The organism is Allobrachymonas wangyanguii (assembly GCF_045055315.1).
Taxonomy (GTDB): Bacteria; Pseudomonadota; Gammaproteobacteria; order Burkholderiales; family Burkholderiaceae_C; genus Brachymonas; species Brachymonas wangyanguii.
In genome coordinates this window covers 2,146,900-2,171,317 of sequence record NZ_CP173677.1, presented here as the reverse complement: position 1 = coordinate 2,171,317, position 24,418 = coordinate 2,146,900, and the positions used below count along the sequence as shown (strand labels likewise).

22 protein-coding genes and 2 riboswitches are annotated in these 24,418 nt (G+C 65.7%); of the genes, 14 read left to right on the top strand and 8 right to left on the bottom strand.

The window, feature by feature from the left end:
* Positions 1 to 24: 24 nt before the first annotated feature.
* The 3 genes from gcvP to gcvT form a co-directional block, all read right to left on the bottom strand.
* Positions 25 to 2,916: an aminomethyl-transferring glycine dehydrogenase gene (gene gcvP, locus ACI3EV_RS10430; protein ID WP_337690076.1), complete on the bottom strand. Its 2,892-nt coding sequence runs from the start codon at positions 2,914 to 2,916 to the stop codon at positions 25 to 27.
* A gap of 90 nt (positions 2,917 to 3,006) precedes the next feature.
* Positions 3,007 to 3,378: a glycine cleavage system protein GcvH gene (gene gcvH, locus ACI3EV_RS10425; protein ID WP_329769434.1), complete on the bottom strand. Its 372-nt coding sequence runs from the start codon at positions 3,376 to 3,378 to the stop codon at positions 3,007 to 3,009.
* Between the two features lie 45 nt (positions 3,379 to 3,423).
* Positions 3,424 to 4,560 carry a glycine cleavage system aminomethyltransferase GcvT gene (gene gcvT / locus ACI3EV_RS10420; protein WP_329769432.1) on the bottom strand — a complete coding sequence of 379 codons (1,137 nt, stop codon included), beginning with the start codon at positions 4,558 to 4,560 and terminating at the stop codon, positions 3,424 to 3,426.
* A gap of 59 nt (positions 4,561 to 4,619) precedes the next feature.
* Positions 4,620 to 4,718, bottom strand: a riboswitch (glycine riboswitch).
* 13 nt (positions 4,719 to 4,731) lie between these two features.
* A riboswitch (glycine riboswitch) is annotated at positions 4,732 to 4,834 on the bottom strand.
* A 126-nt stretch (positions 4,835 to 4,960) separates the two neighbouring features.
* On the opposite strand from gcvT, the gene ACI3EV_RS10415 reads away from it, so the two are divergent.
* On the top strand, positions 4,961 to 6,526 hold the full coding sequence (locus ACI3EV_RS10415) for an AAA family ATPase (protein WP_329769430.1): 1,566 nt from the start codon (positions 4,961 to 4,963) through the stop codon (positions 6,524 to 6,526).
* 125 nt (positions 6,527 to 6,651) lie between these two features.
* Entirely contained in the window at positions 6,652 to 6,876 is a 225-nt protein-coding gene (locus tag ACI3EV_RS10410) for a hypothetical protein (RefSeq protein WP_329769428.1), read from the top strand.
* A 65-nt stretch (positions 6,877 to 6,941) separates the two neighbouring features.
* Here the strand turns inward: ACI3EV_RS10410 and ACI3EV_RS10405 are convergent, their stop codons facing one another.
* On the bottom strand, positions 6,942 to 7,436 hold the full coding sequence (locus ACI3EV_RS10405) for a YqaA family protein (protein ID WP_329769427.1): 495 nt from the start codon (positions 7,434 to 7,436) through the stop codon (positions 6,942 to 6,944).
* 85 nt (positions 7,437 to 7,521) lie between these two features.
* Here ACI3EV_RS10405 and dusB point away from each other — a divergent pair, with 85 nt between their 5' ends.
* From dusB to ACI3EV_RS10380, 5 genes are all read left to right on the top strand, one after another.
* Positions 7,522 to 8,568: a tRNA dihydrouridine synthase DusB gene (gene dusB / locus ACI3EV_RS10400; RefSeq protein WP_337690081.1), complete on the top strand. Its 1,047-nt coding sequence runs from the start codon at positions 7,522 to 7,524 to the stop codon at positions 8,566 to 8,568.
* A 36-nt stretch (positions 8,569 to 8,604) separates the two neighbouring features.
* Positions 8,605 to 8,856, top strand: a complete 252-nt coding sequence (locus ACI3EV_RS10395; RefSeq protein ID WP_329769425.1) for a helix-turn-helix domain-containing protein — start codon at positions 8,605 to 8,607, stop codon at positions 8,854 to 8,856.
* 51 nt (positions 8,857 to 8,907) lie between these two features.
* Positions 8,908 to 10,488 carry a bifunctional phosphoribosylaminoimidazolecarboxamide formyltransferase/IMP cyclohydrolase gene (gene purH / locus ACI3EV_RS10390; protein WP_337690557.1) on the top strand — a complete coding sequence of 527 codons (1,581 nt, stop codon included), beginning with the start codon at positions 8,908 to 8,910 and terminating at the stop codon, positions 10,486 to 10,488.
* 182 nt (positions 10,489 to 10,670) lie between these two features.
* Complete coding sequence (locus ACI3EV_RS10385; RefSeq protein WP_337690084.1) at positions 10,671 to 11,096, top strand: DUF2946 family protein; 426 nt, start codon at positions 10,671 to 10,673, stop codon at positions 11,094 to 11,096.
* Positions 11,097 to 11,267: 171 nt separating this feature from the next.
* Positions 11,268 to 13,355: a TonB-dependent copper receptor gene (locus ACI3EV_RS10380; RefSeq protein ID WP_337690085.1), complete on the top strand. Its 2,088-nt coding sequence runs from the start codon at positions 11,268 to 11,270 to the stop codon at positions 13,353 to 13,355.
* Between the two features lie 21 nt (positions 13,356 to 13,376).
* Here ACI3EV_RS10380 and ACI3EV_RS10375 read toward each other — a convergent pair whose 3' ends face one another.
* From ACI3EV_RS10375 to hemL, 3 genes are read right to left on the bottom strand one after another with little or no spacing between them, the layout of a single operon-like run.
* Positions 13,377 to 14,588, bottom strand: a complete 1,212-nt coding sequence (locus ACI3EV_RS10375) for an MFS transporter (protein WP_337690088.1) — start codon at positions 14,586 to 14,588, stop codon at positions 13,377 to 13,379.
* Positions 14,589 to 15,464 carry an acyltransferase gene (locus ACI3EV_RS10370; RefSeq protein ID WP_329769416.1) on the bottom strand — a complete coding sequence of 292 codons (876 nt, stop codon included), beginning with the start codon at positions 15,462 to 15,464 and terminating at the stop codon, positions 14,589 to 14,591.
* Positions 15,465 to 15,478: 14 nt separating this feature from the next.
* Positions 15,479 to 16,774, bottom strand: a complete 1,296-nt coding sequence (hemL, locus tag ACI3EV_RS10365; protein WP_337690091.1) for a glutamate-1-semialdehyde 2,1-aminomutase — start codon at positions 16,772 to 16,774, stop codon at positions 15,479 to 15,481.
* A 216-nt stretch (positions 16,775 to 16,990) separates the two neighbouring features.
* Between hemL and ACI3EV_RS10360 the strand changes: the two genes are divergently transcribed.
* Entirely contained in the window at positions 16,991 to 17,143 is a 153-nt protein-coding gene (locus ACI3EV_RS10360; protein ID WP_033394833.1) for a rubredoxin, read from the top strand.
* A gap of 18 nt (positions 17,144 to 17,161) precedes the next feature.
* Positions 17,162 to 18,964: a hypothetical protein gene (locus ACI3EV_RS10355; RefSeq protein WP_337690092.1), complete on the top strand. Its 1,803-nt coding sequence runs from the start codon at positions 17,162 to 17,164 to the stop codon at positions 18,962 to 18,964.
* 6 nt (positions 18,965 to 18,970) lie between these two features.
* Here ACI3EV_RS10355 and ACI3EV_RS10350 read toward each other — a convergent pair whose 3' ends face one another.
* Entirely contained in the window at positions 18,971 to 20,479 is a 1,509-nt protein-coding gene (locus ACI3EV_RS10350) for a deoxyribodipyrimidine photo-lyase (RefSeq protein ID WP_337690093.1), read from the bottom strand.
* A 45-nt stretch (positions 20,480 to 20,524) separates the two neighbouring features.
* On the opposite strand from ACI3EV_RS10350, the gene ACI3EV_RS10345 reads away from it, so the two are divergent.
* From ACI3EV_RS10345 to ACI3EV_RS10325, 5 genes are read left to right on the top strand one after another with little or no spacing between them, the layout of a single operon-like run.
* A complete protein-coding gene (locus ACI3EV_RS10345) occupies positions 20,525 to 21,124 on the top strand; it encodes a YqgE/AlgH family protein (protein ID WP_337690094.1) in 600 nt (199 codons plus the stop codon).
* The gene (ruvX, locus tag ACI3EV_RS10340) at positions 21,124 to 21,564 is read left to right on the top strand and encodes a Holliday junction resolvase RuvX (RefSeq protein ID WP_329769409.1); all 441 of its coding nucleotides are present in this window, start codon (positions 21,124 to 21,126) and stop codon (positions 21,562 to 21,564) included. Before ACI3EV_RS10345 ends, ruvX begins: the two co-directional genes overlap by 1 nt.
* A complete protein-coding gene (pyrR, locus tag ACI3EV_RS10335; RefSeq protein WP_329769408.1) occupies positions 21,561 to 22,082 on the top strand; it encodes a bifunctional pyr operon transcriptional regulator/uracil phosphoribosyltransferase PyrR in 522 nt (173 codons plus the stop codon). Before ruvX ends, pyrR begins: the two co-directional genes overlap by 4 nt.
* 29 nt (positions 22,083 to 22,111) lie before the next feature.
* Positions 22,112 to 23,074 (top strand): aspartate carbamoyltransferase catalytic subunit, encoded by a 963-nt coding sequence (locus tag ACI3EV_RS10330; RefSeq protein WP_337690096.1) that lies wholly within the window; start codon positions 22,112 to 22,114, stop codon positions 23,072 to 23,074.
* Between the two features lie 12 nt (positions 23,075 to 23,086).
* Positions 23,087 to 24,406: a dihydroorotase gene (locus tag ACI3EV_RS10325; protein WP_337690098.1), complete on the top strand. Its 1,320-nt coding sequence runs from the start codon at positions 23,087 to 23,089 to the stop codon at positions 24,404 to 24,406.
* Positions 24,407 to 24,418: the final 12 nt, after the last annotated feature.

Here is a 24,418-nt window from a genome sequence, read left to right as displayed (position 1 = left end):
GGCAACCCGTCAATCAGGTAGGACTTATTCGGCGTATTCCGACAGCGGGATGCAGCTGCAGAACAGGTTGCGGTCGCCGTAGACGTTGTCCACGCGGCCAACCGGCGGCCAGTACTTGACCGTGCCCGGCAGGCGGCCGGCCAGCGCTGCGCCGGTGTCGCGGCTGTAGGGATGTGCCCAGTCGGCAGCCAGCAGGCTGTCGGCCGTGTGCGGCGCATTCTTCAGCGGGTTGTCGTCCTGCGGCCAGGCACCTTGCTCGACCTGGCGGATTTCCTCGCGGATGGCGATCATGGCCTGGATGAAGCGCTCCAGCTCTTCCAGCGTCTCGCTCTCGGTCGGCTCCACCATCAGCGTGTTGGCCACCGGGAAGCTCAGCGTCGGCGCGTGGAAGCCATAATCGGCCAGACGCTTGGCCACGTCCTCGGCCATCACGCCGCTGGTGTCCTTCAGGCCGCGCAGGTCCAGGATACATTCGTGCGCGACGTGGCCGTTGGCGCTGGCGTACAGCGTCGGGTAGTGGTCGGCCAGGCGCTTGCTGATGTAGTTGGCGCTCAGGATGGCGGCTTCGGTGGCCTGGGTCAGGCCGTCGGCACCCATCATGCGGATGTACATCCAGGTGATCGGCAGCACGCTGGCGTTGCCGTAGGGCGCGGCACTGACGGCACCGATGGTGCGCTGGTCACCGCCGGTCTGGTGGCCGGGCAGGTAGGGCACCAGGTCTTCCACCACGCAGACCGGACCGACGCCGGGGCCGCCGCCACCGTGCGGGATGCAGAAGGTCTTGTGCAGGTTCAGGTGGCTGACGTCACCGCCAAACTCGCCCGGTGCGGCCACGCCGACCATGGCGTTCATGTTGGCACCGTCCAGGTAGACGCGGCCACCATGGCTGTGCACCAGCTCGCACAGCGCCTTGACCTGCTGCTCGAACACGCCGTGCGTGCTCGGGTAGGTGATCATGACGCAGGCCAGCTGCTCGCTGTGTTTCTCGCACTTGGCCTTCAGGTCGTCCATGTCGACGTTGCCCTGGGCGTCGGTGGCGGTGACCACCACCTTCAGGCCGGCCATGATGGCGCTGGCAGGGTTGGTGCCGTGGGCACTGGCCGGGATCAGGCAGATGTCGCGCTGGCTTTGGCCGCGCGCTTCCTGCCAGGCCTTGATCGCCAGCAGGCCGGCGTACTCGCCCTGCGAACCGGCGTTGGGCTGCAGGCTGACATCGGCATAGCCGGTGATGTTGGACAGCCAGCGGCGCAGCTGCTGATCCAGCTCGGCGTAACCGGCCTGCTGTTCCAACGGGGCAAACGGGTGCACGTTGGCGAACTCGGCCCAGGTGATCGGGATCATCTCGCTGGTGGCGTTCAGCTTCATGGTGCAGCTGCCCAGCGGGATCATGCTGCGGTCCAGCGCGAGGTCCTTGTCGGACAGGGTGCGGATGTAGCGCAGCATGCCGGTTTCGCTGTGGTGCGAGTTGAATACCGGGTGCGTCATGAAGTCGCTGCTGCGGCGCAGCGCTTCGGGGATCAAGTCGGCAGCGGATTGTTCCAGCGCGTCAAAGTCGGGCAGGGTCTTGCCTTCGCCGAAGATGCTCCACAGCAGCTCGACATCGGCGCGCGTGTGGGTCTCGTCCAGCGAGATGCACAGGTAGCTATCCCAGGCCTTGCGCAGGTTGGCACCCAGCTGCACGGCGCGTGCGGCCAGGGCGTCGGTCGCGTCATCGGTCTTCAGGCTGATGGTGTCGAAGGCGGTGTCGCCATGCAGGTTGGCATGGCCCAGCTGCTGCAGGCCGGCAGCCAGGATCGCGGTCAGGCGCGCGACGCGGCTGGCGATGCGCTTCAGGCCTTCGGGGCCGTGGTAGACCGCGTACATGCTGGAGATGATGGCCGGCAGCGCCTGCGCGGTACAGATGTTGCTGGTGGCCTTTTCGCGGCGGATGTGCTGTTCGCGTGTCTGCAGCGCCAGGCGATAGGCCGGCTTGCCGTGCACGTCCACGCTGACGCCGACCAGACGGCCGGGCATGCTGCGCTTGAAGTTGTCCATGCAGGCCATGAAGCCGGCGTGCGGGCCGCCGGCACCCATCGGCATGCCAAAGCGTTGCGCACAGCCGACCACGATGTCGGCGCCCATTTCACCGGGCGTCTTCAGCAGCGTCAGTGCCAGCAGGTCGCTGGCCATGATGACGGCGGCGTTCTTGGCGTGGATCTTGTCGGATTCGGCGCTCCAGTCCATCAGCCAGCCGCTGCTGGCCGGGTACTGGATCAGCGCGGCAAAGTAGTCGTCAGCGGCGATGGCGGCATCCCATTCGGCGTGCGACTGCACCACCTTGATGCTCAGGCCCAGCGGCGCGGCGCGCGTCTGCATCACCTCGATCGTCTGCGGATGTGCGTCACCACTGACGATGATCACGTTGCCCTTGGCCTTCACCGTGCGCTTGGCCAGCGTCATGGCTTCGGCGGCGGCGGTGGCTTCATCCAGCATGGAGGCGTTGGCAATCGGCATGCCGGTCAGTTCGGCGACCATGGTCTGGAAGTTCACCAGCGCTTCCATGCGGCCCTGGCTGATCTCGGCCTGGTAGGGCGTGTACGAGGTGTACCAGGCGGGGTTTTCCAGCACGTTGCGCAGGATCACCGTGGGCAGGTGGTTGCTGTAGTAGCCCTGGCCGATGAAGCTCTTCATCTGGTGCTGGTTCTTGCCGGCGATGGCCTTCAGTTCGGCCAGTGCATCGGCTTCGGTGATGGCGGCGGGCAGATCCATCGCGGCAGTGCGGCGGATATTTGCCGGCACGATGGAATCGATCAGGGACTGGCGCGAGGCTTCACCGATCACCGACAGCATGTGCTGTTCGTCTTCGGCAGTGATGCCGATGTGGCGGGCGATGAATTCGCTGGCATTTTCCAGGGAGGACAGGGCAGGGCGGGACATGGAGACTCCGGCGGACGACAGGAATGGAGATAGCGGCCTGTCCCCAAGGGCGCAGGCCGCGGAAAAAGTCAGGCGGGGGATCGCCCGGGATCAGGCGTTCTTCAGCAGCTCGTCGTAGGCGGTCTCGTCCATCAGGGCATCGAGCTGGGACGGATCGGACAGCTTGACCTTGAAGAACCAGCCGGCGTTCAGCGGATCGCTGTTGATGACGGAGGGATCGTCCTGCAGGGATTCGTTCACCTCGGTGATTTCGCCGCTGACCGGCATGTAGACGTCGGCGGCGGCCTTGACCGACTCGACCACGCCGATGGCGTCCTTCTGCTCGTGGCTGCTGCCGACTTCGGGCAGTTCGACGAACACCACGTCACCCAGGGCATCCTGCGCGTGCAGGGTGATGCCGACGGTGGCGATATCGCCTTCGATCTTGATCCATTCGTGGTCTTCGGTGTACTTCAGGCTCATGGGTTTCTCCAGTGACAGGATTGAATTGGTGGGAATAGGAAAAGTTTACTTGGCGCGCTTGTAGTTGTGCGCCACGAACGGCATGTTGGCCAGCTGCACCGGAATCGCCTGCTTGCGCACCTGCGCGAAGATTTCCTGGCCATTCTGGATGTAGTCGGGCTGGATATAGCCCATGGCAATCGGCTGGCCCAGCGTCGGGCTGGGCAGGCCGCTGGTGATGACGCCGATCTGTTCGCCGGCGCTGTTGACCAGCGTGGCGGGTTCGCGGATCGGGGTGCGGCCGCTGCCGACCAGGCCGATGCGCTTGCGCGTGACGGGCTGCTGGCCATCGATCTGGCCCAGTACCACTTCGGCACCGGGGAAGCCGCCAGCACGGTCTCCGCCAGTGCGGCGCACCTTCTGGATCGACCAGCCAAGCACGGCTTCGGTCGGGGTGGTGGTGGTATCCAGGTCATTGCCGTACAGGCCCAGGCCGGCTTCGAGGCGCAGCGAGTTGCGCGCGCCCAGGCCGGCCGGCTTGACTTCGGGTTGTGCCAGCAGGGCACGAGCCAGGGCCTCGGTGCGCTCACCTGGCACGGAAATCTCGAAACCGTCCTCGCCGGTGTAGCCGCTGCGCGTGATGTAGAGTTCGGCACCTTCCCACTGGAAGGCGGCGCCGGTCATGAACACCAGTTCCTGCACGCCCGGAACCAGGCGCTCCAGCGCGGCCGCGGCCTGCGGACCCTGCAGCGCCAGCAGGCCCTGGTCCGGCATCGGGGTAATGGTGCAGCGCGTGCCGATGCGCTCCTGCATGTGCTGCAGGTCGCCGGCCTTGCAGGCGCCGTTGACGATCAGGAAGTAGTGCGTGCCGCGGTTGACGAACATCAGGTCGTCGATGATGCCGCCCTGGTCATTCAGCAGCAGGCCGTAGCGCTGGCGATCCACGCCCAGGCCGATCACGTCCATCGGCATCAGGCTTTCGAGTGCCAGGCCGGCATCGGGGCCGGAAATGCGGATCTGGCCCATGTGGGATACGTCGAACAGGCTGGCGGATTCGCGCGTCTGCTTGTGTTCGGCCAGCAGGCCTTCGTATTGCACGGGCATGGAGTAGCCGGCAAACGGCACCATGCGGGCACCCAGTTCCAGGTGCAGGGCATTCAGGGGAGTCAGCAGCAGATCGCTTTCCGGCGTGGCAGAGGACATGGTGTATCGCTTTCACAAAAGGACAGACAACCCGCAGGGCACTAGCCGCAGCAGGCAGGGCAGGCCCCGCTGTCCCTGGTACCTGAGAGATTCATTGCCATGACGGGCAACTTGCTCCTTCGGTGGCAGCACGGGCTGCACTCTCCAGCGGGGCACACTTTCCGGACAGAAAAGTGGCTGTCAGTCCTTGGTGCCTGAGCGTTCTGGCGTGCAATGCACCCTGCGCCTTCGGCGGCCACGCATGACACACGCGACACTCTCCTGACAAGCGCGATTATAGGGACAGTCCCTGCCAAAGTGCTATCCGGGAATGTGCGGAATCGCAAAACCGGCGCTGGCTGCAGTCTGTTTTGGTCATCCATAGAATAGGGGCATTCCTTGACTCTTCCGGGCTGCTGCCATGTCTGCCACCGATTCCACCTCTGCACCTCCCGTCCGCCGCATGATCCCCGAAATGGATCTGGCCACTGCTCAGCAGATGGTGGAACAGCTGCAGCAGCAGTTGCAGGCACGGCATCCCGGTGCGCCGGTGCAATGCCGGCAGACGCATATTTCCTGGGTGCTGCTGGCTGGCGACAAGGCCTACAAGCTGCGCAAGCCGCTGAACCTGGGCTTTCTGGACTACAGCACGCGGGCGCTGCGCCGCCACGGCAGCGAGGAAGAGCTGCGCCTGAACCGCCGCACTGCGCCCGAGCTGTACGAGGCGCTGGTGCCGATTACCGGCACGCCGCAACAACCGGTCTGGGGCGGTGACGGCGAAGCGATCGATTACGCGGTGCAAATGCGCCGTTTTGAACAGGACGGCCTGCTGGCTGTACTGGCCGCGCGTGGCGAGCTGCAGCCGGAACAACTGGATGCGCTGGCGCTGCAGGTGGCGCAGATGCATGCCGTGGCCGAGGTCTCCGCGCCGGGGGCGCCGCATGGCGATCCCATGGGCATCTGCCATGCGGCAGCCGACAACTTTGGCACCCTGCGTGGCCGCCTGCACAGCGCGGACGAGCGCGCCATGCTGCAGCGCCTGCTGCGCTGGACGCGTGCCGAAAGCGCGCGGCTGGCACCGCTGTTCCAGCAGCGCTGGCAGCAGGGCTGGATCCGCGAGTGCCATGGCGACCTGCATCTGGGCAATCTGGTGTTGCTGCAGGGCAAGCCGGTACCATTTGATGCGATCGAGTTTTCGCCGGCCTTCCGCTGGGTGGACGTGATGGCCGACCTGGCCTTCCTGGTGATGGACCTGCTGCACCGGGATCGACCCGATCTGGCCTGGCGCGTGCTCAATACCTGGCTGGAGCAGACCGGCGACTATGCCGGGCTGGAGACGCTGCGCTATTTCCTCGTGTACCGGGCGCTGGTGCGTGCCAAGGTGGCGGCGCTGCAAGGCCTGCCGGAGGCCACGGCCTACCTGCAACTGGCCGATCGCCTGAGCCAGCCGAGCCAGCCGCGGCTGTGGATCATGCATGGCCTGTCGGGATCGGGCAAGAGCTACCAGGCGCAGGCGCTGTCGGCGCATACCGGCGCGATCCGCATCCGAGCCGATGTCGAGCGCAAGCGCCTGTTCGGCCTGGCACCGCTGGCCAGCAGCCATGGCCAGGCGGACATCTATACCGCCGAGGCCTCGGAGCAGACCTATGCCCGACTGGGGCAGCTGGCACAGCAGGTGCTGCAGGCTGGCTACCCGGTGGTGCTCGATGCCACCTTCATGCAGCAACAGCACCGCGCGCCCATGCAGCAGTTGGCGGCGCGGCTGGGTGTGCCGTTCCAGATCCTGAGCCTGCAGGCCACGCCGGAGCTGTTGCGCGAGCGTGTGCAGCAACGTCAGCAGCAGGGGCAGGACGCCTCCGAAGCCGATCTGGCGGTGCTGGAGAGCCAGCTGGCGCATGTCCAGCCGCTGGCGGCCGAAGAGCTGCCGCAGGCGCTGTTGCTCGATGTGTCGCAGCCGGTGGATTGGCCGCGCCTGCTGGCGGAGTGAGCTTGCCGGGAGCTAACCTGCTTGCAGACTCTTGCATCTGGTAACGGCTCCCGGCGCAATGACGGCAGTAGCATGACCCTAACTGCCTGAAGTCATGGGCAGTCTTATCAAGCAAGGAGAACACTATGCGTAACTGGATTGCCATCACTGCTGTTGCTGCAGCTTCCCTGGCCACTGTCGGCTGCTCCACCTGGGACGACATGAACCGCAGCCAGAAGGCCGCCACCGTGGGTGCCGGCGCGGGTGCCGTGATCGGTGCTACTACCGGCTCCGGCAGCGTTGGCCGTACCGTGGGCGGTGCTGCCATCGGCGGTGCCGTGGGCTACGGCATTGGTGAAGTCACCAAGTAAGCGGGATCGATTCCCCTGAATGACAAGGGCACCCTGCGGGGTGCCCTTGTCTTGTCCGCTGCGGCTCAGTGCAGCACGCGCGCGATCCAGCTGTCCGGTACCGCCCACAGCAGCAGCCCGGTCATGGTCAGGTAGCGCAGGAACTTGCCCAGCGCCATCCAGCCGATGCAGGGCCAGAACGGCAGGCGCAGCCAGCCGGCCACGGCACAGAGCGGATCGCCGATGATCGGTAGCCAGGCCAGCACGCAGGCCTTGGGGCCGAGCCGCTGCAGCCATTCCAGTGCGCGCAGGTGGGTGCGGTCCTGGCGTGCCTTGTCCACCACCTTGTGCGTGCCCAGGCCGATCCACCAGTTGAGCGCACCGCCCAAGGTGTTGCCCACGGTGGCGACCAGGATGGTGGGCCAGAACAGCGAGGGATTGAGTTCGATCAGGCCGAACACCGCCGGCTCCGAGCCCATAGGCAGCAGCGTAGCCGAGATGAAGGCGACCACGAATACCGTGCTCAACCCGTATTGCGGCAGGGACAGCGCGCTCAGCAGCGCGTGAAAGAAGGACTCCATGGCGCGCAAGTATACGCATACCCAGGCTTGTGCATAAAAATTGTGCACGTTAGAATCGTAAGTTTTTCCGTTGCAGACCCGACCGATGCAGATCGCCCAATTCACCTTGCCGAACCAGCTGTTCGTTGCCCCCATGGCGGGGGTGACGGATAGGCCGTTTCGGCAGCTCTGCCGCCGCTTTGGCGCCGGCTATGCGGTGAGTGAAATGGTGACTTCGCGCAAGGACTTGTGGAAAAGCCTCAAGACCTCGCGCCGGGCCAACCACGAGGGGGAGCCGGGCCCGATCGCGGTGCAGATCGCCGGTGTCGATCCGCAGGAGATGGCCGATGCGGCACGCTACAACATCGATCGTGGCGCGCAGATCATCGACATCAACATGGGCTGCCCGGCGAAGAAGGTGTGCAACAAGTGGGCCGGTTCGGCGCTGATGCAGAACCAGCCGTTGGCCATGCAGATCATCGAGGCGGTGGTGCAGGCCTGTGCGCCGCAGCAGGTGCCGGTGACGCTGAAAATGCGCACCGGCTGGGCAGCGGACCAGCGTAATGCACCGCAGCTGGCGCGCCAGGCCGAACAGGCCGGCATCGCCATGCTGACCGTGCATGGCCGCACGCGCGAGCAGGGCTACAAGGGCGCTGCCGAGTACGAGACGATCGCCGAGATCAAGGCCGGGCTGGGTATTCCGGTGGTGGCGAATGGCGATATCGACAGCCCGGAAAAGGCTGCCGCCGTGCTGGCGCAGACCGGTGCCGACGCACTGATGGTGGGCCGCGCAGCCATGGGTCGCCCCTGGCTGTTCCGCGAGATCGCGCACTATCTGGCCACCGGCGAGCCGCTGGCGCCGCCACGCGTGGCCGAGGTACGCGAGGCGCTGCTGCAGCATCTGCAGGACCACCATGCGCTGCATGGCGAGTTCTCCGGCGTGCGCAGCGCGCGCAAGCATATCGGCTGGTATCTGGCCGGTCTGCCCGGCGCGGTCGAATTCCGCCAGCAGATCAACCAGGTGGAAGATGCGCAGCTGCAGTCGGAACTGGTGGATGGCTATTTCCGCACGCTGGAGCAATCGCACGACTACTTGCCTGATATCCAACCCGGGGTTGACCTGACTGCCGAAAATTGGCGGCAGGCGGCATAATCTGCATAAAAAATAGACAATCGAGCAAAGGGATTCATGGGACACGACAAATTGGAAGCCTGTGTGCGTGGCAATCTGCACCAGTACCTGGATGACCTGCAAGGGCAGGAGCCCAACAACATGTACGAGATGCTGCTGCGCACCGTGGAAAAGCCCTTGCTGGAGCTGGTGATGGAGCAGACCCGCAACAACCAGAGCAAGGCGGCCCAGTGGCTGGGCCTGAACCGCAACACCCTGCGCAAGAAGCTGGTGGAACACGGCATGCTGGATGCCGCTCCGCGCGGCTGAGCGCCTTCTTTCAACTGTCATTCACGACAACAAGGAAAACACATGACTACCCTGACCGCACTGCTGTCCGTCTCGGACAAGACCGGTATCGTTGAACTGGCCAAGGAGCTGAATGCCCTGGGCGTAAAGCTGCTGTCCACCGGCGGCACTGCCAAGCTGCTGGCCGACAGCGGCCTGCCGGTGACCGAAGTGGCCGACCACACCGGCTTCCCCGAAATGCTGGATGGCCGCGTCAAGACGCTGCACCCCAAGGTGCATGGCGGCCTGCTGGCGCGCCGTGACCTGCCGGAGCACATGGCCGCGCTGCAGCAGCACGACATCCAGACCATCGACATCCTGTGCGTGAATCTGTACCCGTTCGAGGCCACCGTGGCCAAGGAAGGCTGCACGCTGGCTGATGCGATCGAGAACATCGACATTGGTGGCCCGGCCATGGTGCGCTCCGCCGCCAAGAACTGGAAGGACGTGGCGGTGCTGACCGATGCCAGCCAGTACGCCCAGGTGGTACAGGACCTGAAGGCCGTCGGCAAGGTCAGCCTGGCGACCAAGTTCGCACTGTCGGTGGCGGCATTCAACCGCATCGCCCAGTACGACGGTGCCATCAGCGACTACCTGTCGTCCATCACCTTTGACGAAGCCAGCGTGGACGCCACGCCCGAGCGCGTGCTGTTCCCGGGCCAGAGCAACGGCATGTTCGTCAAGCTGCAGGATCTGCGCTACGGCGAGAACAGCCACCAGCAGGCGGCCTGGTACCGCGACCTGTACCCGACTCCCGGCTGCATCGTCACCGGCGAGCAGCTGCAGGGCAAGGAGCTGAGCTACAACAACATCGCCGATGCCGATGCGGCCTGGGAATGCGTGAAGCAGTTCGATGAGCCGGCCTGCGTCATCGTCAAGCACGCCAACCCGTGCGGCGTGGCGATTGGTGCCGATCCGGCCGAGGCCTACAGCAAGGCCTTCAAGACCGATCCGACCAGTGCCTTTGGCGGCATCATCGCGCTGAACCGCACGCTGGACAAGGCCGCAGCCGAGCTGATCGTCAAGCAGTTCGTGGAAGTGCTGATGGCGCCCGACTTCACCGAAGAAGCGCTGGAAGTGTTCAAGCCCAAGACCAATGTGCGCCTGATGAAGATCGCGCTGCCGGCCGGTACCGCGCGTGTTGCCAACAGCATCGAGGCCAAGCGCGTCGGTGGCGGCCTGCTGCTACAGACTGCCGATAACCACGAGCTGCAGCGCGAGGACATGAAGATGGTGACCACGCTGCAGCCGACCGAGCAGCAGGTGCAGGACATGCTGTTTGCCTGGAAAGTGGCGCAGTTCGTCAAGAGCAATGCCATCGTGTTCTGCAAGGACGGCATGACCATGGGCGTTGGCGCTGGCCAGATGAGCCGTCTGGATTCGGCCCGCATCGCCTCCATCAAGGCGGAAGCCGCCGGCCTGAGCCTGGAAGGCACGGTCGTGGCCAGCGATGCCTTCTTCCCGTTCCGCGACGGCCTGGACGTGGTGATCGACCACGGTGCGACCTGCGTGATCCAGCCGGGTGGCTCAATGCGTGACCAGGAAGTGATCGACGCCGCCAACGAGCGCGGCGTGGCCATGGTGTTCAGCGGCGTGCGCCATTTCCGCCACTGAACGGAATCTGCTGGCCGTCTTGTGCGGCCATGACACGGCAAGGAGGCTTCGGCCTCCTTTTTGTGTCTGGATGGAGGCGGCAAGGCCGACGTATTTCACTCCAGATTGACACATATCATGTTTCTTGCAATTGGCAAGGGGATCGGCTTGCAACAACATGTGTCCTGCGTATGATCCTGTCCATGCGACAGCAGAGCCGTTCCTTCCTGGTGCGATCCCGACTGGCGTGGCTGCTGGCCATGCTGGCGGTGCTGTGGCATGCGGGCATGGGCGTGCAAAGCGCCCAGCACCAGACGCGTATGGCGCTGGCCCCCACGCCCGAGGCGATGCTGGAGGTGTGTACTGCCGAAGGCATGGTCTATGTGGCGCTGCCCGACTGGGCCGCTGCGCAGGGCGATAGCGAAGAAGCGCCAGACCCGACCGTCCTGCAACCTTATTGCGCCCTGTGTGCGGCAGCTGCCCTGGACACGCTGCCCGTCGCCGATGCCGTCCTGCCAGTGCCTGCGCTGGGGCTGGTCGGCCTATTGCAGGCCAGCCCGCCAGTCTTGCTGGTCGGCCACCCGTCCTGGGCCTTGCCGCGGGTACGCGCACCCCCGGTTCTTTCCTGATCGATTCGCCTCTTCTTCATAGGTAATCCGCCTGACGCCCGGCCTGCGCGCCTGCGTCTGCCTGACGGCATCTGCCGCGGGCACGGTTTGCCTGGCTTTTGCGCTCTACGCCATGGCGGGTTCTGCCCCGTGATGGGTCGTCGAGCGTGCGCTTTTTGGAAAGTCATTCTCATGCAAGTCCGTTTTTCACGCCTGTCGGCACCCGTGCTGACCCCTGTTGCCCTCGCCATCCTGGCCTGGCCCGCTGCCCTGCTGGCACAAACCTCAGAGGTGGCTCCGGTTGCCGCCCCGGCATCTGTTGCCGCTTCGGCCGCCGATGATGCCACCTACCGCGTCGTCGTGACGGGTGCCGGTACTGGTGCTGGTAGCGGCCAGCCGCTCATCATCGTGACCGACCCGCGCCAGGCGCGCCAGCCGATCCCGGCACAGGACGGCGCCGACATCCTCAAGACCATTCCCGGCTTTGCCGTGATCCGCAAGGGCGGCACCGATGGTGACCCGGTGCTGCGCGGCATGGCTGGATCGCGCCTGAACGTGCTGCTGGACGGCGAGCACATCCTGGGCGGTTGCGGTGGTCGCATGGACCCGCCGACGGCCTATGTCTTCCCTGATTCCTATGACCGCCTGACCGTGCTCAAGGGCCCGCAGACCGTGCTGCATGGACCGGGCAACGTGGCCGGCACGGTGCTGTTCGAGCGGGATCGTGGCGAGCGTCCGACGGAACCGGAACTCACCGGCAACCTGAGCGCCACGGTGGCCGACTTTGGCCGTCGTGACCTGATGGGTGACCTGCAATACGCCACGCCGGATTTCTATGTGCGCGGTGGCGGTACCTATACCCACTCGAACAACTACGAGGACGGCAGTGGCAACGCGGTGCACTCGAATTACGAGCGCTGGAGTGGCCGTATCGCCCTGGGGCTGACGCCGGATGAAAACACCTTCTACGAACTGTCCTACGGCCGCAGCGATGGCGAGGCCGCCTATGCCGATCGCATGATGGATGGCACCAAGTTCGACCGCGAGAACATTGGCCTGCGCTTTGAAAAGCGCAACATCTCGCCGCTGGTGCGCAAGGTCGAGGCCAACGTCTATCGCAACTATGTGGATCACGTGATGGACAACTTCAGCATGCGCGGCGAACCCCGGATGCGCATGCTCAACAACCCGGATCGCGAAACCGTGGGGGGACGCATGGCCGTGACGCTGCAAGCGGCAGCCTCCACACAGGTGGTGGCGGGGCTGGATGCCCAGCACAACCAGCACACCTTGCGCAATGGAAGAGGGCCGGCGGCCGGCACGGCCTATCTGGGCGAGCCACGTGCGGACGATGGCCAGTTCCGCCAGCTGGGTGTGTTTGGCGAGGTACGCCACGAGCTGACTGACAGCCAGCGCCTGATTGGCGGTGCACGCCTGGACTGGTGGGAAGCGAAGGATCAGCGCAACGATCCGGCGCTGGCCAGCTTTGGCGCAACGCGCAATGACACGCTGCCCAGCGGCTTTGTGCGCTGGGAGCGCGATATCGACGAGGGCCAGGGCACGGTTTATGCTGGTCTGGGCCATGTGCAGCGCTTCCCGGACTACTGGGAGCTGATGGGCGGTGGCGGCCGCAAGAGCGAAACCAGCAACAGCGCCTTCCACACCAAGCCGGAAAAGACCACGCAGCTGGATGTGGGCGCCAACTGGAAGGCGGACAAGCTGTCCAGCAGCGTGTCAGCGTTCTATGGCCGCGTCAACGACTACATCACGATTGACAACCGCGGTGGCCGTAACCAGTCGCGCAATGTCGATGCCACCACTTACGGTCTGGAAGCCGCGCTGAGCTACGCGCTGACGCCGCAATGGACGCTGGATGGCAGCCTGGCCTATGTGCATGGCAAGAACCGCACCGATGGCACGCCGCTGGCACAGCAGCCGCCGCTGGAAGGCAAGCTCGGCCTGAACTGGAACAACGGTACCTGGAGCGCCGGTGCGCTGTGGCGCATGGCCGCCAGGCAGGATCGCGTCGATATCGGCAAGGGCAATATTGCCGGCCAGGATACCGGACCGACGGCTGGCTACGGTACGCTGTCGCTCAACGGCAGCTATCGCGTCAACAAGCGCATGCGCGTGATTGCCGGCATCGACAACGTGTTTGACAAGACCTATGCCGAGCACCTGTCGCGCTCGGGAGCCATGATTCCGGGCTATGTGCAGACGAGCCGCATCAACGAACCCGGCCGAACCTGGTGGCTGAAGACCACGGTGGCGCTGGACTGAGCCAGCGCTGGCGCAGGCACGTCAATGCTGCCGGATCACGGCGGAAGTCACCGGTGGCGGCATCAGCCAGAACACCAGCAGCAGCGACAGCAGCTGCGCCACCAGGATCACCGCCACCGTCAGCGGCCAGGCGCCCTGGGTGTAGGCCAGGCCACACACCCAGGCGCCGACCGAGCCGCCGGCGTAATAGCCCATGTAGTATAGGCCCGAGGCCAGTGAGCGCCCGACCGGCACGCGGTGGGCAATGAAGCTGATGGTGGAAGATTGCGTGATGAAGATGCCGCTGGACATGATGGCCAGCGCCACGATGATCATCCAGGCCGCCGGCAGCAGCGTCAGCAGCAGGCCGATGGCCGAGACGCTCATCGCGATCAGGATCGACTTGCGTGCGCCCAGCAGCGGCAGGATCTTGCCCGAGATGGGCGTGATCACCACGCCCAGCAGGTAGACGGCAAACACGTTGGCCAGATCGGCGGTACTGAACTGGTAGGGCGCAGCGGCCAGGTGCAGGTTGATGTAGGTAAAGCCGCCGACCAGCGAGAACAGCACGCAGAAACCGACGGCGCAGGCGGTCAGCACGGCCGGGTTGCGCAGGTGGCTGGCCAGCGTCTGCAGGCTGCTGCCCAGATGGCGGTTGGCGACAAAGCGGCGTGAGCGCGGCAGGAAATGCCAGACCAGCAAGGCACCGCAGATCGTCAGCGCGCACATCACCAGGAAGGCCTGGCGCCAGCTCATCCACTCCACCAGATGGCCAAGCACGAAGCGGCCAAGGAATCCGCCGAGCACGGTACCGGCGACATAGGCCGCCATCAGGCGCGTCATGTCCTTGCCGCGGAACTCCTCGCCAATATAGGCAATCGTCACCACCGTGATGCCGGGTACGGCCAGGCCCTGCAGGAAGCGCAGCGCGGTCAGCAGCTGGATGTTGTCGGCGGCGGCGATCAGCCCGGTTGGCAGCGCCAGGAACAGCAGCGAGCCGACGATGATCTTCTTGCGCCCGATGGCATCGGACAGCATGCCGATAAACGGCGAGGTCAGTGCCACCGCCAGCACGGTGGCGCCGACGGTGTTGCCGACCTGCACCACGCTGGCATCGAAATCCTGCAGCAGCAGCGGCAGGATCGCCTGCACTGAATAGACCTGCAGGAAGGCGAACACGCCGATCAGGCCAAAGACGAACAGCAGCAGGCGGGAAAACGAGTGCTCGGGCGGAGTAGTCGTAGTGTCAGACATTCAGGCGGCAGGCTGGTTGCTGGAGTCAGTGCCGGGGTTCAGCATGCGGTCCAGCTGGGCGTCCTTCTGCTTCCAGAGCTGCATCACCCAGCGCTGCACCGCCATGGGTGACAGCGACTGGCCCTCCCTGGGTTGCAGCGTGTCCGGCACCGGCAGCGCGCGCACATGCAGCTGCACACGTCCCATGCGACCAGCCATGACATCGACAAAGCTCGGCACGCCTTCCGGGTAGGCAATCGTCACGTCCAGCACCTGGGTGAACTTGTCGGCCAGGTTGTCCAGCACCACGCCAATGCCGGCGCCCTTGGGCTTGAGCAGGTGGCGGTAGGGCGATTTCTGCTCGGCATGGACTTCAGGGGAAAAGCGCGTGCCTTCGAGGAAGTTCATCACCGAGGTGGGCGTCTGGCGGAATTTCAGGCAGGCGGCACGGGCGGCTTCCAGATCCTGTTCGACCGTATCGGCGCGGCGGCGCATGAAGGGAAAATCCAGCGCCCACCAGGACAGGCCGATCACCGGCACGTAGATCAGCTCGTGCTTGATGAAGAACTTGAGGAAGGGGATGCGGCCATTGAACACCTGCTGCATGGCGATGATGTCGACCCAGCTCTGGTGGTTGCACAGCACCAGGTACCAGCCCTGCGGATCCAGCGATTCGATGCCGGTGGCCTCGATGCGGCCGCCGTTGACGATGCGCACCCACCAGTCGTTGACGCTGATCCAGAGCGCGGCGGTGGCGGCCAGCATGCGGTTGCACAAGCGGCGCACCGGAGCAAAAGGCAGCAGCTTGAGCAGCGCCCAGGGCAGCATCAGCAGGCTCACCAGCAGCGTGTTGAGGGCCAGCACGCTGCCGGAGAACAGGATTTTCAGGAAGGACATGATGGGGCGGTGGTTCAGGCCAGGCTCTTGAATACGTCGGCGGCCATCGCCACGGTCTCGTCGATGTCGGCATCGGTATGGGCGGCGCTGACAAAACCGGCTTCGTACAGCGCCGGGGCAAAGTGCGCGCCGGCATCGAGCATGCCGTGGAAGAAGCGGTTGAAGCGGGCACCGTCGCTACGCATCACCTGGCCGTAGTTCTGCGGCAGCTCGGGCAGCAGGAAGAAGCCGAACATGCCGCCTTCGCAATCGGTGCGGAAGGGTACGCCAGCGGCATCGGCCGCCTGTTGCAGGCCGTCCATGAAGCGCCTTGTCTTGGCACCGAGGGCCTCGTAGAAGCCGGGCTTCTGGATCTCGCGCAGCGTGGCCAGACCGCAGGCAGTAGCGACCGGGTTGCCGGACAGGGTGCCGGCCTGGTACACGCCACCCAGCGGCGAGATGTGTTCCATGATGGCACGCTTGCCGCCAAAGGCTGCCAGCGGCATGCCGCCGCCAATCACCTTGCCCATGACCGTGATGTCGGCCTCGATGCCGAGCACCGATTGCGCGCCGCGCAGCGCTACGCGGAAGCCGGTCATCACCTCGTCGATGATCAGCAGCGCGCCGTGTTCACTACACAGCTCGCGGCAGCGGCGGGCAAATTCCGGCGTCGGACGCACGAAGTTCATGTTGCCGGCGATCGGCTCCATGATGATGCAGGCCAGCTCTTTGCCGTGCAGGGCAAAGGCTTCCTCGAGTTGCGCCACGTTGTTGAATTCGAGCACCAGCGTGTCCTGCACCACGGCTTGCGGCACGCCGGCACTGGTGGCGGCACCAAAAGTGGCCAGGCCGGAGCCGGCCTTGACCAGCAGCGCATCGGCGTGGCCGTGGTAGCAGCCCTCGAACTTGAGGATGCGGTTGCGGCCGGTGGCGCCACGCGCCAGGCGGATCGCGCTCATGCCGGCTTCGGTGCCGGAAGACACCAGGCGCACCATTTCCAGGCCGGGCATGATATTGATGATTTCTTCGGCCAGCTCGATCTCGCGCTCGGTCGGCGCACCAAAGGAGAAGCCTTCAAGCGCAGCTTTTTGCACCGCTTCGAGCACGGCCGGGTGGCCATGGCCGAGGATCATCGGACCCCAGGAACCGAGGTAATCGATCAGGCGGCGGCCTTCGGCATCCCACAGGTAGGCGCCCTGGGCGCGTTCGATGAAGCGGGGCGTGCCACCGACGGCGCGGAAGGCGCGCACCGGCGAGTTGACGCCGCCCGGAATCACGCGCTGGGCGCGATCGAACAGTTGCTGGTTACGGTCGGAAGAGGAGGAAGACATGCAGGACACTCGGCTGACGGGGCGCGGACGGCAACACCCGCTGTGCTGCCCGGGCATCTCCGGCCCAATCTGCAAGTTTACCGCGCCACTGTGAAAAAGTCAGTGCATTCCCGTACATGCAACAGAATGTCCATGTGCCTTGTCAGACTGGATAGAATCGATTCCATTGCAAGAACCAACAAACTGGAGTGTGGCGTGGCCGAACCCAAAACCTGGATGTGCCTGATTTGTGGCTGGATTTACGATGAAGCCGTGGGCGATCCCGAACATGGCATCCCCGCCGGCACGCGCTGGGAAGACGTGCCGGATGACTGGAAATGCCCCGAATGCGATGGTGGCAAGGCCGATTTCCAGATGGCCGTGTTCTGACCCGGCGCTGACCCTGTCATGAGCGCCGGCCAGCTGTCACCCCTGCCTGCCCAGCCGTCATCGCGCACGGTCTGGTCTGAACCGCCGAGCCTGCCGGCGCTGGATGCGGCGCTGTCGCTGCTGCAGGCACCGCTGCATGAGCTCCAGTGGGAGCCGTTGACGCTGCAGTACCGCCAGCTGGCGGTCAGCCTGGCGCAGCAGCAGCGTCCGGCATCGTCCTGGTATGCGCTGACGCTGGCCCTGGCGGCGGCCGGTGCACCGCGCCAGCCCGATGGCGGCGCGCAGGCGATCGGCCTGCTGCAGGTGGCGACCGATGCGCTGCGCGGTTATCTGGAATGGCATGCGGCCGATGCGCCGGCGGCCTATGAAGATGCGCGCGAGCTGTTGTCGAGCTACCGCCTGCTGGCTGATCTGGCCGGCCTGCGCCGCATCGAGGCTTCCGACCTCTGGGCCGTGAGCCGTTCCGACTGGCAATGGCTGGATCTGGCACCGGGCGGTTTTGATGCCGATAGACCGGAACCTGACCTGTACGCCACCGTGCTGCGCCTGTTCCGCAGCCATGGCGGCAGTGGCACGCGCGAGCTGTTTGCACTGGCCGGAGCCCGCATGCAGCAGGGCAGTCAGCCCGAGGCCGAACGCGCCTTCTGGCAGCTGCTGGCCGGCGTGACGCAGCTGCTGGCGCTGGCAGTGCTGCCCTGGGACCTGTTTGTACGCCGCCTGCTGGCCGGCGTGACTACGCGGCAGGCACGGCTGGAACAAGGCCAGCCGGACGATGAAGCGGTGCACCATCGCCTGGCCGGCATGATGCTCTACCTGCTGCACGATGGCATGTCGCGCCTGCCTGCCGGCAGCAGCGCCACGCTGGCGCGCGCACTGGCATCGCATTACGGCGTGCTGCCATTGCAGCAGGAGCCGGTGGTGGTGCAGGTGGACATCACGCCGCAGCGCGCTTGGCTGCAAAAGCTGGCCGCCTGCCTGCCGGCTGACGAATTGCGCGGCAGTGGCGAGCAGCGGCTGCCGATCCATCTCTACAACTGCTTTCTGCAGGATGCCGATGACTGGTCGCGCCAGCTGCTGGTGACGCTGCAGGAATGGGCGCTCGAGCCCGGCAGTGCCTTCCCGGACGATGCCATTGGCCTGGCCGAGCAGCTGGCCTCGGGTGCCGCTGCCGTGGGGCTGCAGGAGCTGGCCACGCTGGCACATGGCATGGAGCGCGCCTTGCATGGCGTACGTTGCCGCCGCTCGATCAACAGCCATGGCCTGCAGACGCTGCGCAGCGGCGCCGAGGTGCTGCGCCTTGGCCTGCACCAGTTTGCCGCCGACCTGTCACGTCCGCTGCCGCCGCAGCTGCTGCGTGAGCTGGCGGCGCTGGCAGTGCCGAGCCGCCATGCCCGCATGGTGCTGCCGCTGGTCGAATGGCCGAGCCTGGTACAGCTGCCGGCACCGGTGGCCGCCGCTGCGCCCACGCTGACAGTGCATGCGCCGGCCGAGCCAGAGCAGCGGCGCCAGGCCCAGGCCGCGGTGCTGCGTCAGGTGCTGCTGGACGAGATCCGCGATCGGCAGATGCAGCTGCAGGCGGTGCTGCGCCACTGGCAGGCGCGCCCGGACAACGAAGGCGCTGGTGCCGAATGCCTGCGCCTGCTGCAGTCGCAGCTGGATGTCGCCAGCCAGATCGATGCCGACGCGCTGCAGCAGGCCATCCGTCAGGCCATGGGCGCCTGCAGCCTGGTGCGCGCTACCGGCCAGGGCCAGGCCGAACGCCTGGCCGAGCTGCAGCAGGCAGTATTCGCCGTCGGCGCGGCGCTGGTGCCAGACGCCTGAGCGGCCTCAGCGCTTATGCTCGCCGCGCAGGCTGGCACGCCGCTCCAGTGCGGCACGGCGCGAAGCCTTCACATCCACAATCGGTTTCGGATAGCTGTTGCCCAGGATCACGCCGGCCGCCTGCAGTTCGATCGGTCCCGCCTCCCAGGGTGCATGCAGGTCTTCGTCCGGCAGCGCTGCCAGTTCCGGCAGATAGCGCCGGATGAACTTGCCATGCGGATCCAGCCGTTCGCTCTGCCGCACGGGATCAAAAATGCGGAACCAGGGCAGGGCGTCCGGTCCGACGCCGGCGGCCCACTGCCAGCCGAGCAGGTTGCTGGCGAGTTCGGCATCGTTCAGGTAGGTCTCGAAATGGCGCAGGCCCCAGCGCCAGTCCACGTTCAGGTGGCGCGTCAAAAAGTTGGCCGTCAGCACGCGCAACTGGTGGTGCATATAGCCGCTTTGCTGCAGCTGGCGCATGGCGGCATCGATCAGCGGGTAGCCGGTCTGGCCCTCGCACCAGGCCTGGAACAGCTTCTTGCCGTGCGGGCCGTGGTCCCAGGGCAGGCGGTCCAGCCCGGCGTGGAAGGCTTTTTCCGTCAGCTGCGGCAGGTGGTAGAGCAGCTGGATGCAGTAATCGCGCTGTGCCAGCTGGGCCAGCCATTCGCCGGCACCGGCATCGCCCTGCAACTGGCGCTCGCGCGCACTGCGTGCCGCTTCGCGGATGCTGAGCGTGCCAAAGCGCAGGTGCACGCCCAGGTAGCTCGGGCCACGCACGGCAGGAAACTGGCGTCGCAGCGGAAAATCCTGCATGCGGTGCATGAATTCTTCCCACTGGCGGTGCGCGCCGCTGGTGCCGGGGTGGATCGGCAGGTCATCCAGGTTGGTGGCATGGAAGCCGAGTGCCTCCAACGACGGTGGCGGCTGGCGCCAGGCTGGTGGCCGCGCCGTGAGCCGGTGGCTGTATTGCGAGCTCGGGTAGCTGCGCAGGTACCAGGGCGTGAGCTGGGCCAGCCAGTGTTCCAGGTAGGGCGTAAAGCTGGTGAACGGCGTCTGGTTGGCGGTGAGCAGTTCGTCGCGGCCAAAGATCACGTGGTCCTTGCAGGTGCGCAGTGAGATGCCACGGTCCGACAGGCCGCCACGTACCTGGTTGTCGCGCGCCATGGTGGCCGGTTCCTCGTCGTGGTTGGCAAACACGGCCTGCACGCCCAGGCTGTAGGCCAGTTCGGGCAGCAGCACCTGGGCGCGGCCCTGCAGGAAGATCAGGCCGGCGTGTTCGGCATCGGGTACGCCATGGATCTGTGCCAGCCTGCGCAGCTGGCTGTCCAGCTCCTCCAGGCTGTGGTGGATGAACTCGACCCGCCGGTCCGAGCGCGGCAGCGGATCCAGCATGTCGCTGTCCCAGGTGAACACGCAGAAGACCTTGCGGCAGCTGCGCAGCGCCAGCCACAGCGCGGGGTTGTCGTGGCAGCGCAGGTCACGCCGGAACCACATCAGGCCGGAGGCGAATTCGGGTTGGGCGGGGATCGGGGTCATGCGTCAGGGAGCACCACGCGGGCGTGAAACCTCTAGAATCGGGATATGGCTACAGATTCTGCACCAGCTCTGCAATTGGCACAGCATTTCCTGATCGCGATGCCGGGCATGGAGGATGATGCCTTCGCTGGCAGCGTGGTCTACATCTGCGAGCATGGCCCCGAGGGTGCCTTGGGCTTGTGCATCAACAAGACGGCCGACGGCGTGCTGCTGGATGACCTGTTTGACACCATGGGCCTGCCGCTGCATCGCCCTGACCTGGCCGGATCGGCCGTGTTGTGGGGTGGCCCGGTACAGCCCGAGCGCGGCTTTGTGCTGCATCACCGGCTCGAGGAGCCCGACAGCCAGCTCTCGCGCTACACCTCCAGCTTGACCTTGCCCGATGGCCTGCAGGTCACCACCTCGCGCGACATCCTGCAGGACATGGCCGAAGGCGGTGGTCCGCCGCAACTGCTGTTCACGCTCGGCTATTCCGCCTGGGACGGCGGCCAGCTCGAGGATGAACTGCTGCGCAACAGCTGGCTCACCGTGCCAGCCAGTGCCGACGTCCTGTTCGAGGTGCCGCTGGAGCAGCGCTACGAGCGTGCGCTGGCACTGCTCGGCATCCAGTCCTGGATGCTGTCCAGCGCCGCCGGGAGCGCCTGATGCAACCGGAAGACCTGTTCCAGCAACCCGGCCAGCCGCCAGCGGTGCCGCCCGAGCGCTACCAGAGCTTTCTGGCGCTCGATTACGGCAAGAAGCGTACCGGCGTAGCCGTGGGCAACCGCATCCTCGGCACCGCCAGCCCGTGCAAGAGCATCACCGCGCAGGGCGATGAGCGCTTTGCCGCCGTCGCTGCCGTGCTGCAGGAGTGGCAACCCGAGGCACTGGTGCTGGGCATTCCCTGGCACCCGGATGGCGCGGCACACCAGAACACGAAAAAGGCGATTGCCTTCGGCAAGCAGCTGGCCACGCGTTTCAAGCTACCGGTGTTTACCGTGGACGAGCGCTACACCACCACCGAGGCGCTTTCCCGTGGTGCTGCCGATGCCGATGCGGCCGCAGCCTGTATCATTCTTGAACAATTCCTGAACCCGATTCCATGACCGATACCACACCCGCCAGTGGCGCCCTGATGCTGGACGCCGAAGCCCTGTTCCAGACCCTGAGCCAGCAGATTGAACGCATCCGTACGCCCGAACTGAAGCTCGCCGGTATCACGTCCGGCGGTGCCTGGATGGTCGAGCGCCTGCAGCAGCAGTGGGGGCTGGATGCCGTGGGCACCATCTCCACCGCCATGCACCGTGACGACTTTGCCAAGCGCGGCATGGCCGTGACGGCGCAGACCCAGCTGCCGTTCGAGGTGGAAGGCGCACACATCCTGCTGCTGGATGACGTGCTCTATACCGGCCGTACCATCCGCGCCGCGCTCAACGAGATCTTCGACTACGGTCGCCCGGCCAGCGTGCGGCTGGCGGTACTGGTGGACCGTGGCGGCCGCCAGCTGCCGGTCGATGCCGATATCGCGGCAGCACGCCTGCTGCTGCCATCCACGCAGTCGCTGGCGCTGCTGCGCGGTACCGACGGCAGCTTCAGCTTCCGCCTCAAGCCCAGCAAAGCCTGATTTTCCTTTCTTGATCCGGGAAAGCCTCCATGTTCCTCTCCAAGAATCCCCAGCTCAACAGCAACGGTGAAATGATCCACCTGCTGTCCACCGAAGGGCTGTCGCGCGAGCACCTCACGCACATCCTCGATACGGCAGCGCAATTCGTCAGCATCAACGACCGCGAGGTCAAGAAGGTGCCGCTGCTGCGCGGCAAGAGCGTGTTCAACCTGTTCTTCGAGAACAGCACGCGCACCCGCACCACCTTCGAGATTGCCGCCAAGCGCCTGAGCGCCGACGTGTTCAACCTGGACATCGCGCGTTCCTCGGCCTCCAAGGGCGAGAGCCTGCTCGATACCATCGCCAACCTGAGCGCGATGGCGGCCGACATCTTTGTCGTGCGCCACAGCGAGAGTGGCGCCCCCTACCTGATCGCGCAGAACGTGGCACCGCATGTGCACGTGGTCAACGCCGGTGACGGCCGCCACGCGCACCCGACGCAAGGCCTGCTCGACATGTACACGATCCGCCACTACAAGGGCGATTTCACCAACCTGCGCGTCGCCATCGTCGGCGACGTGCTGCATTCGCGCGTGGCGCGCAGCGACATCCATGCACTGACCACGCTCGGCTGCCCGGAAGTGCGCGTGGTCGGCCCGAAGACGCTGGTGCCGGAGAGCTTTGCCCAGCTGGGCGTGCAGGTGTTCCACGAGCTGGAAGAAGGCATCCGCGATTGCGACGTGGTGATCATGCTGCGCCTGCAGAATGAGCGCATGAGCGGCGCGCTGCTGCCAAGCAGCCAGGAGTACTTCCACAGCTTTGGCCTGACGCCCGAGAAGCTGCTGCGTGCCAAGCCTGATGCCATCGTGATGCACCCGGGCCCGATCAACCGCGGCGTGGAAATCGATTCTGCCGTGGTCGATGGGCCGCAAAGCGTGATCCTGCCGCAGGTGACTTTCGGTATTGCCGTGCGCATGGCCGTGATGAGCATTGTTGCCAGCCATGACGCCTGAGAGAGACAACGCATGAAAATCCTAATCCAGGGTGGCCGGGTCCTCAATCCGGCAGACGGAACCGACCAGCTGGCCGATATCGCCATTGCCTCCGGTCGCATCATCGGTATTGATCGCCTACCGCAGGACTTTGCACCGCAGCGCACCATCGACGCCAGCGGCTGCTGGGTGCTGCCGGGTCTGGTCGATCTGGGCGTGCGCCTGCGTGAACCGGGCCAGGAGCATGCCCACATGCTCGAAAGCGAACTTGCGGCAGCGGTTGCTGGTGGCGTCACCAGTCTGGTCTGCCCGCCCGATACTGATCCGGTACTGGACGAGCCCGGCCTGGTCGAGATGCTGCGTTTCCGTGCCTCGCGCCTGCGCCAGAGCCGCGTGTTCCCGCTCGGCGCGCTGACGCGCAACCTGCAGGGCGAGGTGCTGACCGAAATGGCCTCGCTGACCGAATCCGGCTGCGTCGGCTTCTCGCAGGCCGATGTGGTGGTGCGCAACACCCAGGTGCTGCAACGCGCCTTCCAGTACGCCGCCACCTTTGGCTACACCGTCTGGCTGCGCCCCGAAGATGCCTGGCTCGGCGGTGGCGTGGCGGCGGCCGGTCCGCTGGCCACGCGCATGGGCCTGTCCGGCGTGCCGGTGCTGGCTGAAACCATCGCCATCATGACCATCATCGAGCTGATGAAGGTCACCGGTGCGCGCGTGCACCTGTGTCGCCTGTCCAGCGCGGCAGCGGTAGAACTGGTGCGTCAGGCCAAGGCCGACGGCCTGCCGCTGACCTGCGACGTGAGCATCAACTCGCTGCACCTGACCGAAGTGGACATGGGCTATTTCGACAGCCGTGCGCGCCTGAACCCGCCGCTGCGCCAGCAGGCCGACCGCACGGCCCTGCGTGCCGCGCTGGCCGACGGCACCATCGATGCTCTGGTAAGCGACCACAACCCGATCGACGAGGACGCCAAGGTGCTTCCGTTTGCCGAGGCCGAACCCGGCGCCACCGGTGTGGAGCTGCTGCTGGCGCTTGCGCTGAAATGGGCGCAGGAAGACGGCGTGCCGCTGCTGCAGGCGCTGGGCACGGTCACCAGCCGTCCGGCGGCGGTGCTGGGCGATGCGCTGGGCACGCTGTCGGCCAGTGCCGGCCAGATCGTGCCGGGCGGCGTGGCAGACCTGTGCGTGTGGGATCCGGCCGTCGAATGGGCCGTGGAGGCGCAGGAACTGGTGAGCCAAGGCAAACACACGCCGTTCGAGGGCGTGCGCCTGCAGGGGCGCGTGCGTGCCACGGTGGTCGACGGGCAGGTAGCCTACGAGGCCGAACGCAACCGGGTGGCGCAGCCGGCCTGATTGTCCGCAGCC

Coding starts and splice junctions, on each gene's coding strand:
- ACI3EV_RS10410 (WP_329769428.1), top strand. CDS start 6,652: ATGCGTAACTGGATTGCCATCACTGCTGTTGCTGCAGCTTCCCTGGCC.
- ACI3EV_RS10395 (WP_329769425.1), top strand. CDS start 8,605: ATGGGACACGACAAATTGGAAGCCTGTGTGCGTGGCAATCTGCACCAG.
- ACI3EV_RS10325 (WP_337690098.1), top strand. CDS start 23,087: ATGAAAATCCTAATCCAGGGTGGCCGGGTCCTCAATCCGGCAGACGGA.
- ACI3EV_RS10355 (WP_337690092.1), top strand. CDS start 17,162: ATGAGCGCCGGCCAGCTGTCACCCCTGCCTGCCCAGCCGTCATCGCGC.
- ACI3EV_RS10345 (WP_337690094.1), top strand. CDS start 20,525: ATGGCTACAGATTCTGCACCAGCTCTGCAATTGGCACAGCATTTCCTG.
- ACI3EV_RS10330 (WP_337690096.1), top strand. CDS start 22,112: ATGTTCCTCTCCAAGAATCCCCAGCTCAACAGCAACGGTGAAATGATC.
- pyrR (WP_329769408.1), top strand. CDS start 21,561: ATGACCGATACCACACCCGCCAGTGGCGCCCTGATGCTGGACGCCGAA.
- ruvX (WP_329769409.1), top strand. CDS start 21,124: ATGCAACCGGAAGACCTGTTCCAGCAACCCGGCCAGCCGCCAGCGGTG.
- ACI3EV_RS10405 (WP_329769427.1), bottom strand. CDS start 7,436: ATGGAGTCCTTCTTTCACGCGCTGCTGAGCGCGCTGTCCCTGCCGCAA.
- gcvT (WP_329769432.1), bottom strand. CDS start 4,560: ATGTCCTCTGCCACGCCGGAAAGCGATCTGCTGCTGACTCCCCTGAAT.
- ACI3EV_RS10415 (WP_329769430.1), top strand. CDS start 4,961: ATGTCTGCCACCGATTCCACCTCTGCACCTCCCGTCCGCCGCATGATC.
- ACI3EV_RS10360 (WP_033394833.1), top strand. CDS start 16,991: ATGTGCCTGATTTGTGGCTGGATTTACGATGAAGCCGTGGGCGATCCC.
- ACI3EV_RS10370 (WP_329769416.1), bottom strand. CDS start 15,464: ATGTCCTTCCTGAAAATCCTGTTCTCCGGCAGCGTGCTGGCCCTCAAC.
- ACI3EV_RS10380 (WP_337690085.1), top strand. CDS start 11,268: ATGCAAGTCCGTTTTTCACGCCTGTCGGCACCCGTGCTGACCCCTGTT.
- ACI3EV_RS10375 (WP_337690088.1), bottom strand. CDS start 14,588: ATGTCTGACACTACGACTACTCCGCCCGAGCACTCGTTTTCCCGCCTG.
- ACI3EV_RS10385 (WP_337690084.1), top strand. CDS start 10,671: ATGCGACAGCAGAGCCGTTCCTTCCTGGTGCGATCCCGACTGGCGTGG.
- gcvH (WP_329769434.1), bottom strand. CDS start 3,378: ATGAGCCTGAAGTACACCGAAGACCACGAATGGATCAAGATCGAAGGC.
- gcvP (WP_337690076.1), bottom strand. CDS start 2,916: ATGTCCCGCCCTGCCCTGTCCTCCCTGGAAAATGCCAGCGAATTCATC.
- ACI3EV_RS10350 (WP_337690093.1), bottom strand. CDS start 20,479: ATGACCCCGATCCCCGCCCAACCCGAATTCGCCTCCGGCCTGATGTGG.
- dusB (WP_337690081.1), top strand. CDS start 7,522: ATGCAGATCGCCCAATTCACCTTGCCGAACCAGCTGTTCGTTGCCCCC.
- hemL (WP_337690091.1), bottom strand. CDS start 16,774: ATGTCTTCCTCCTCTTCCGACCGTAACCAGCAACTGTTCGATCGCGCC.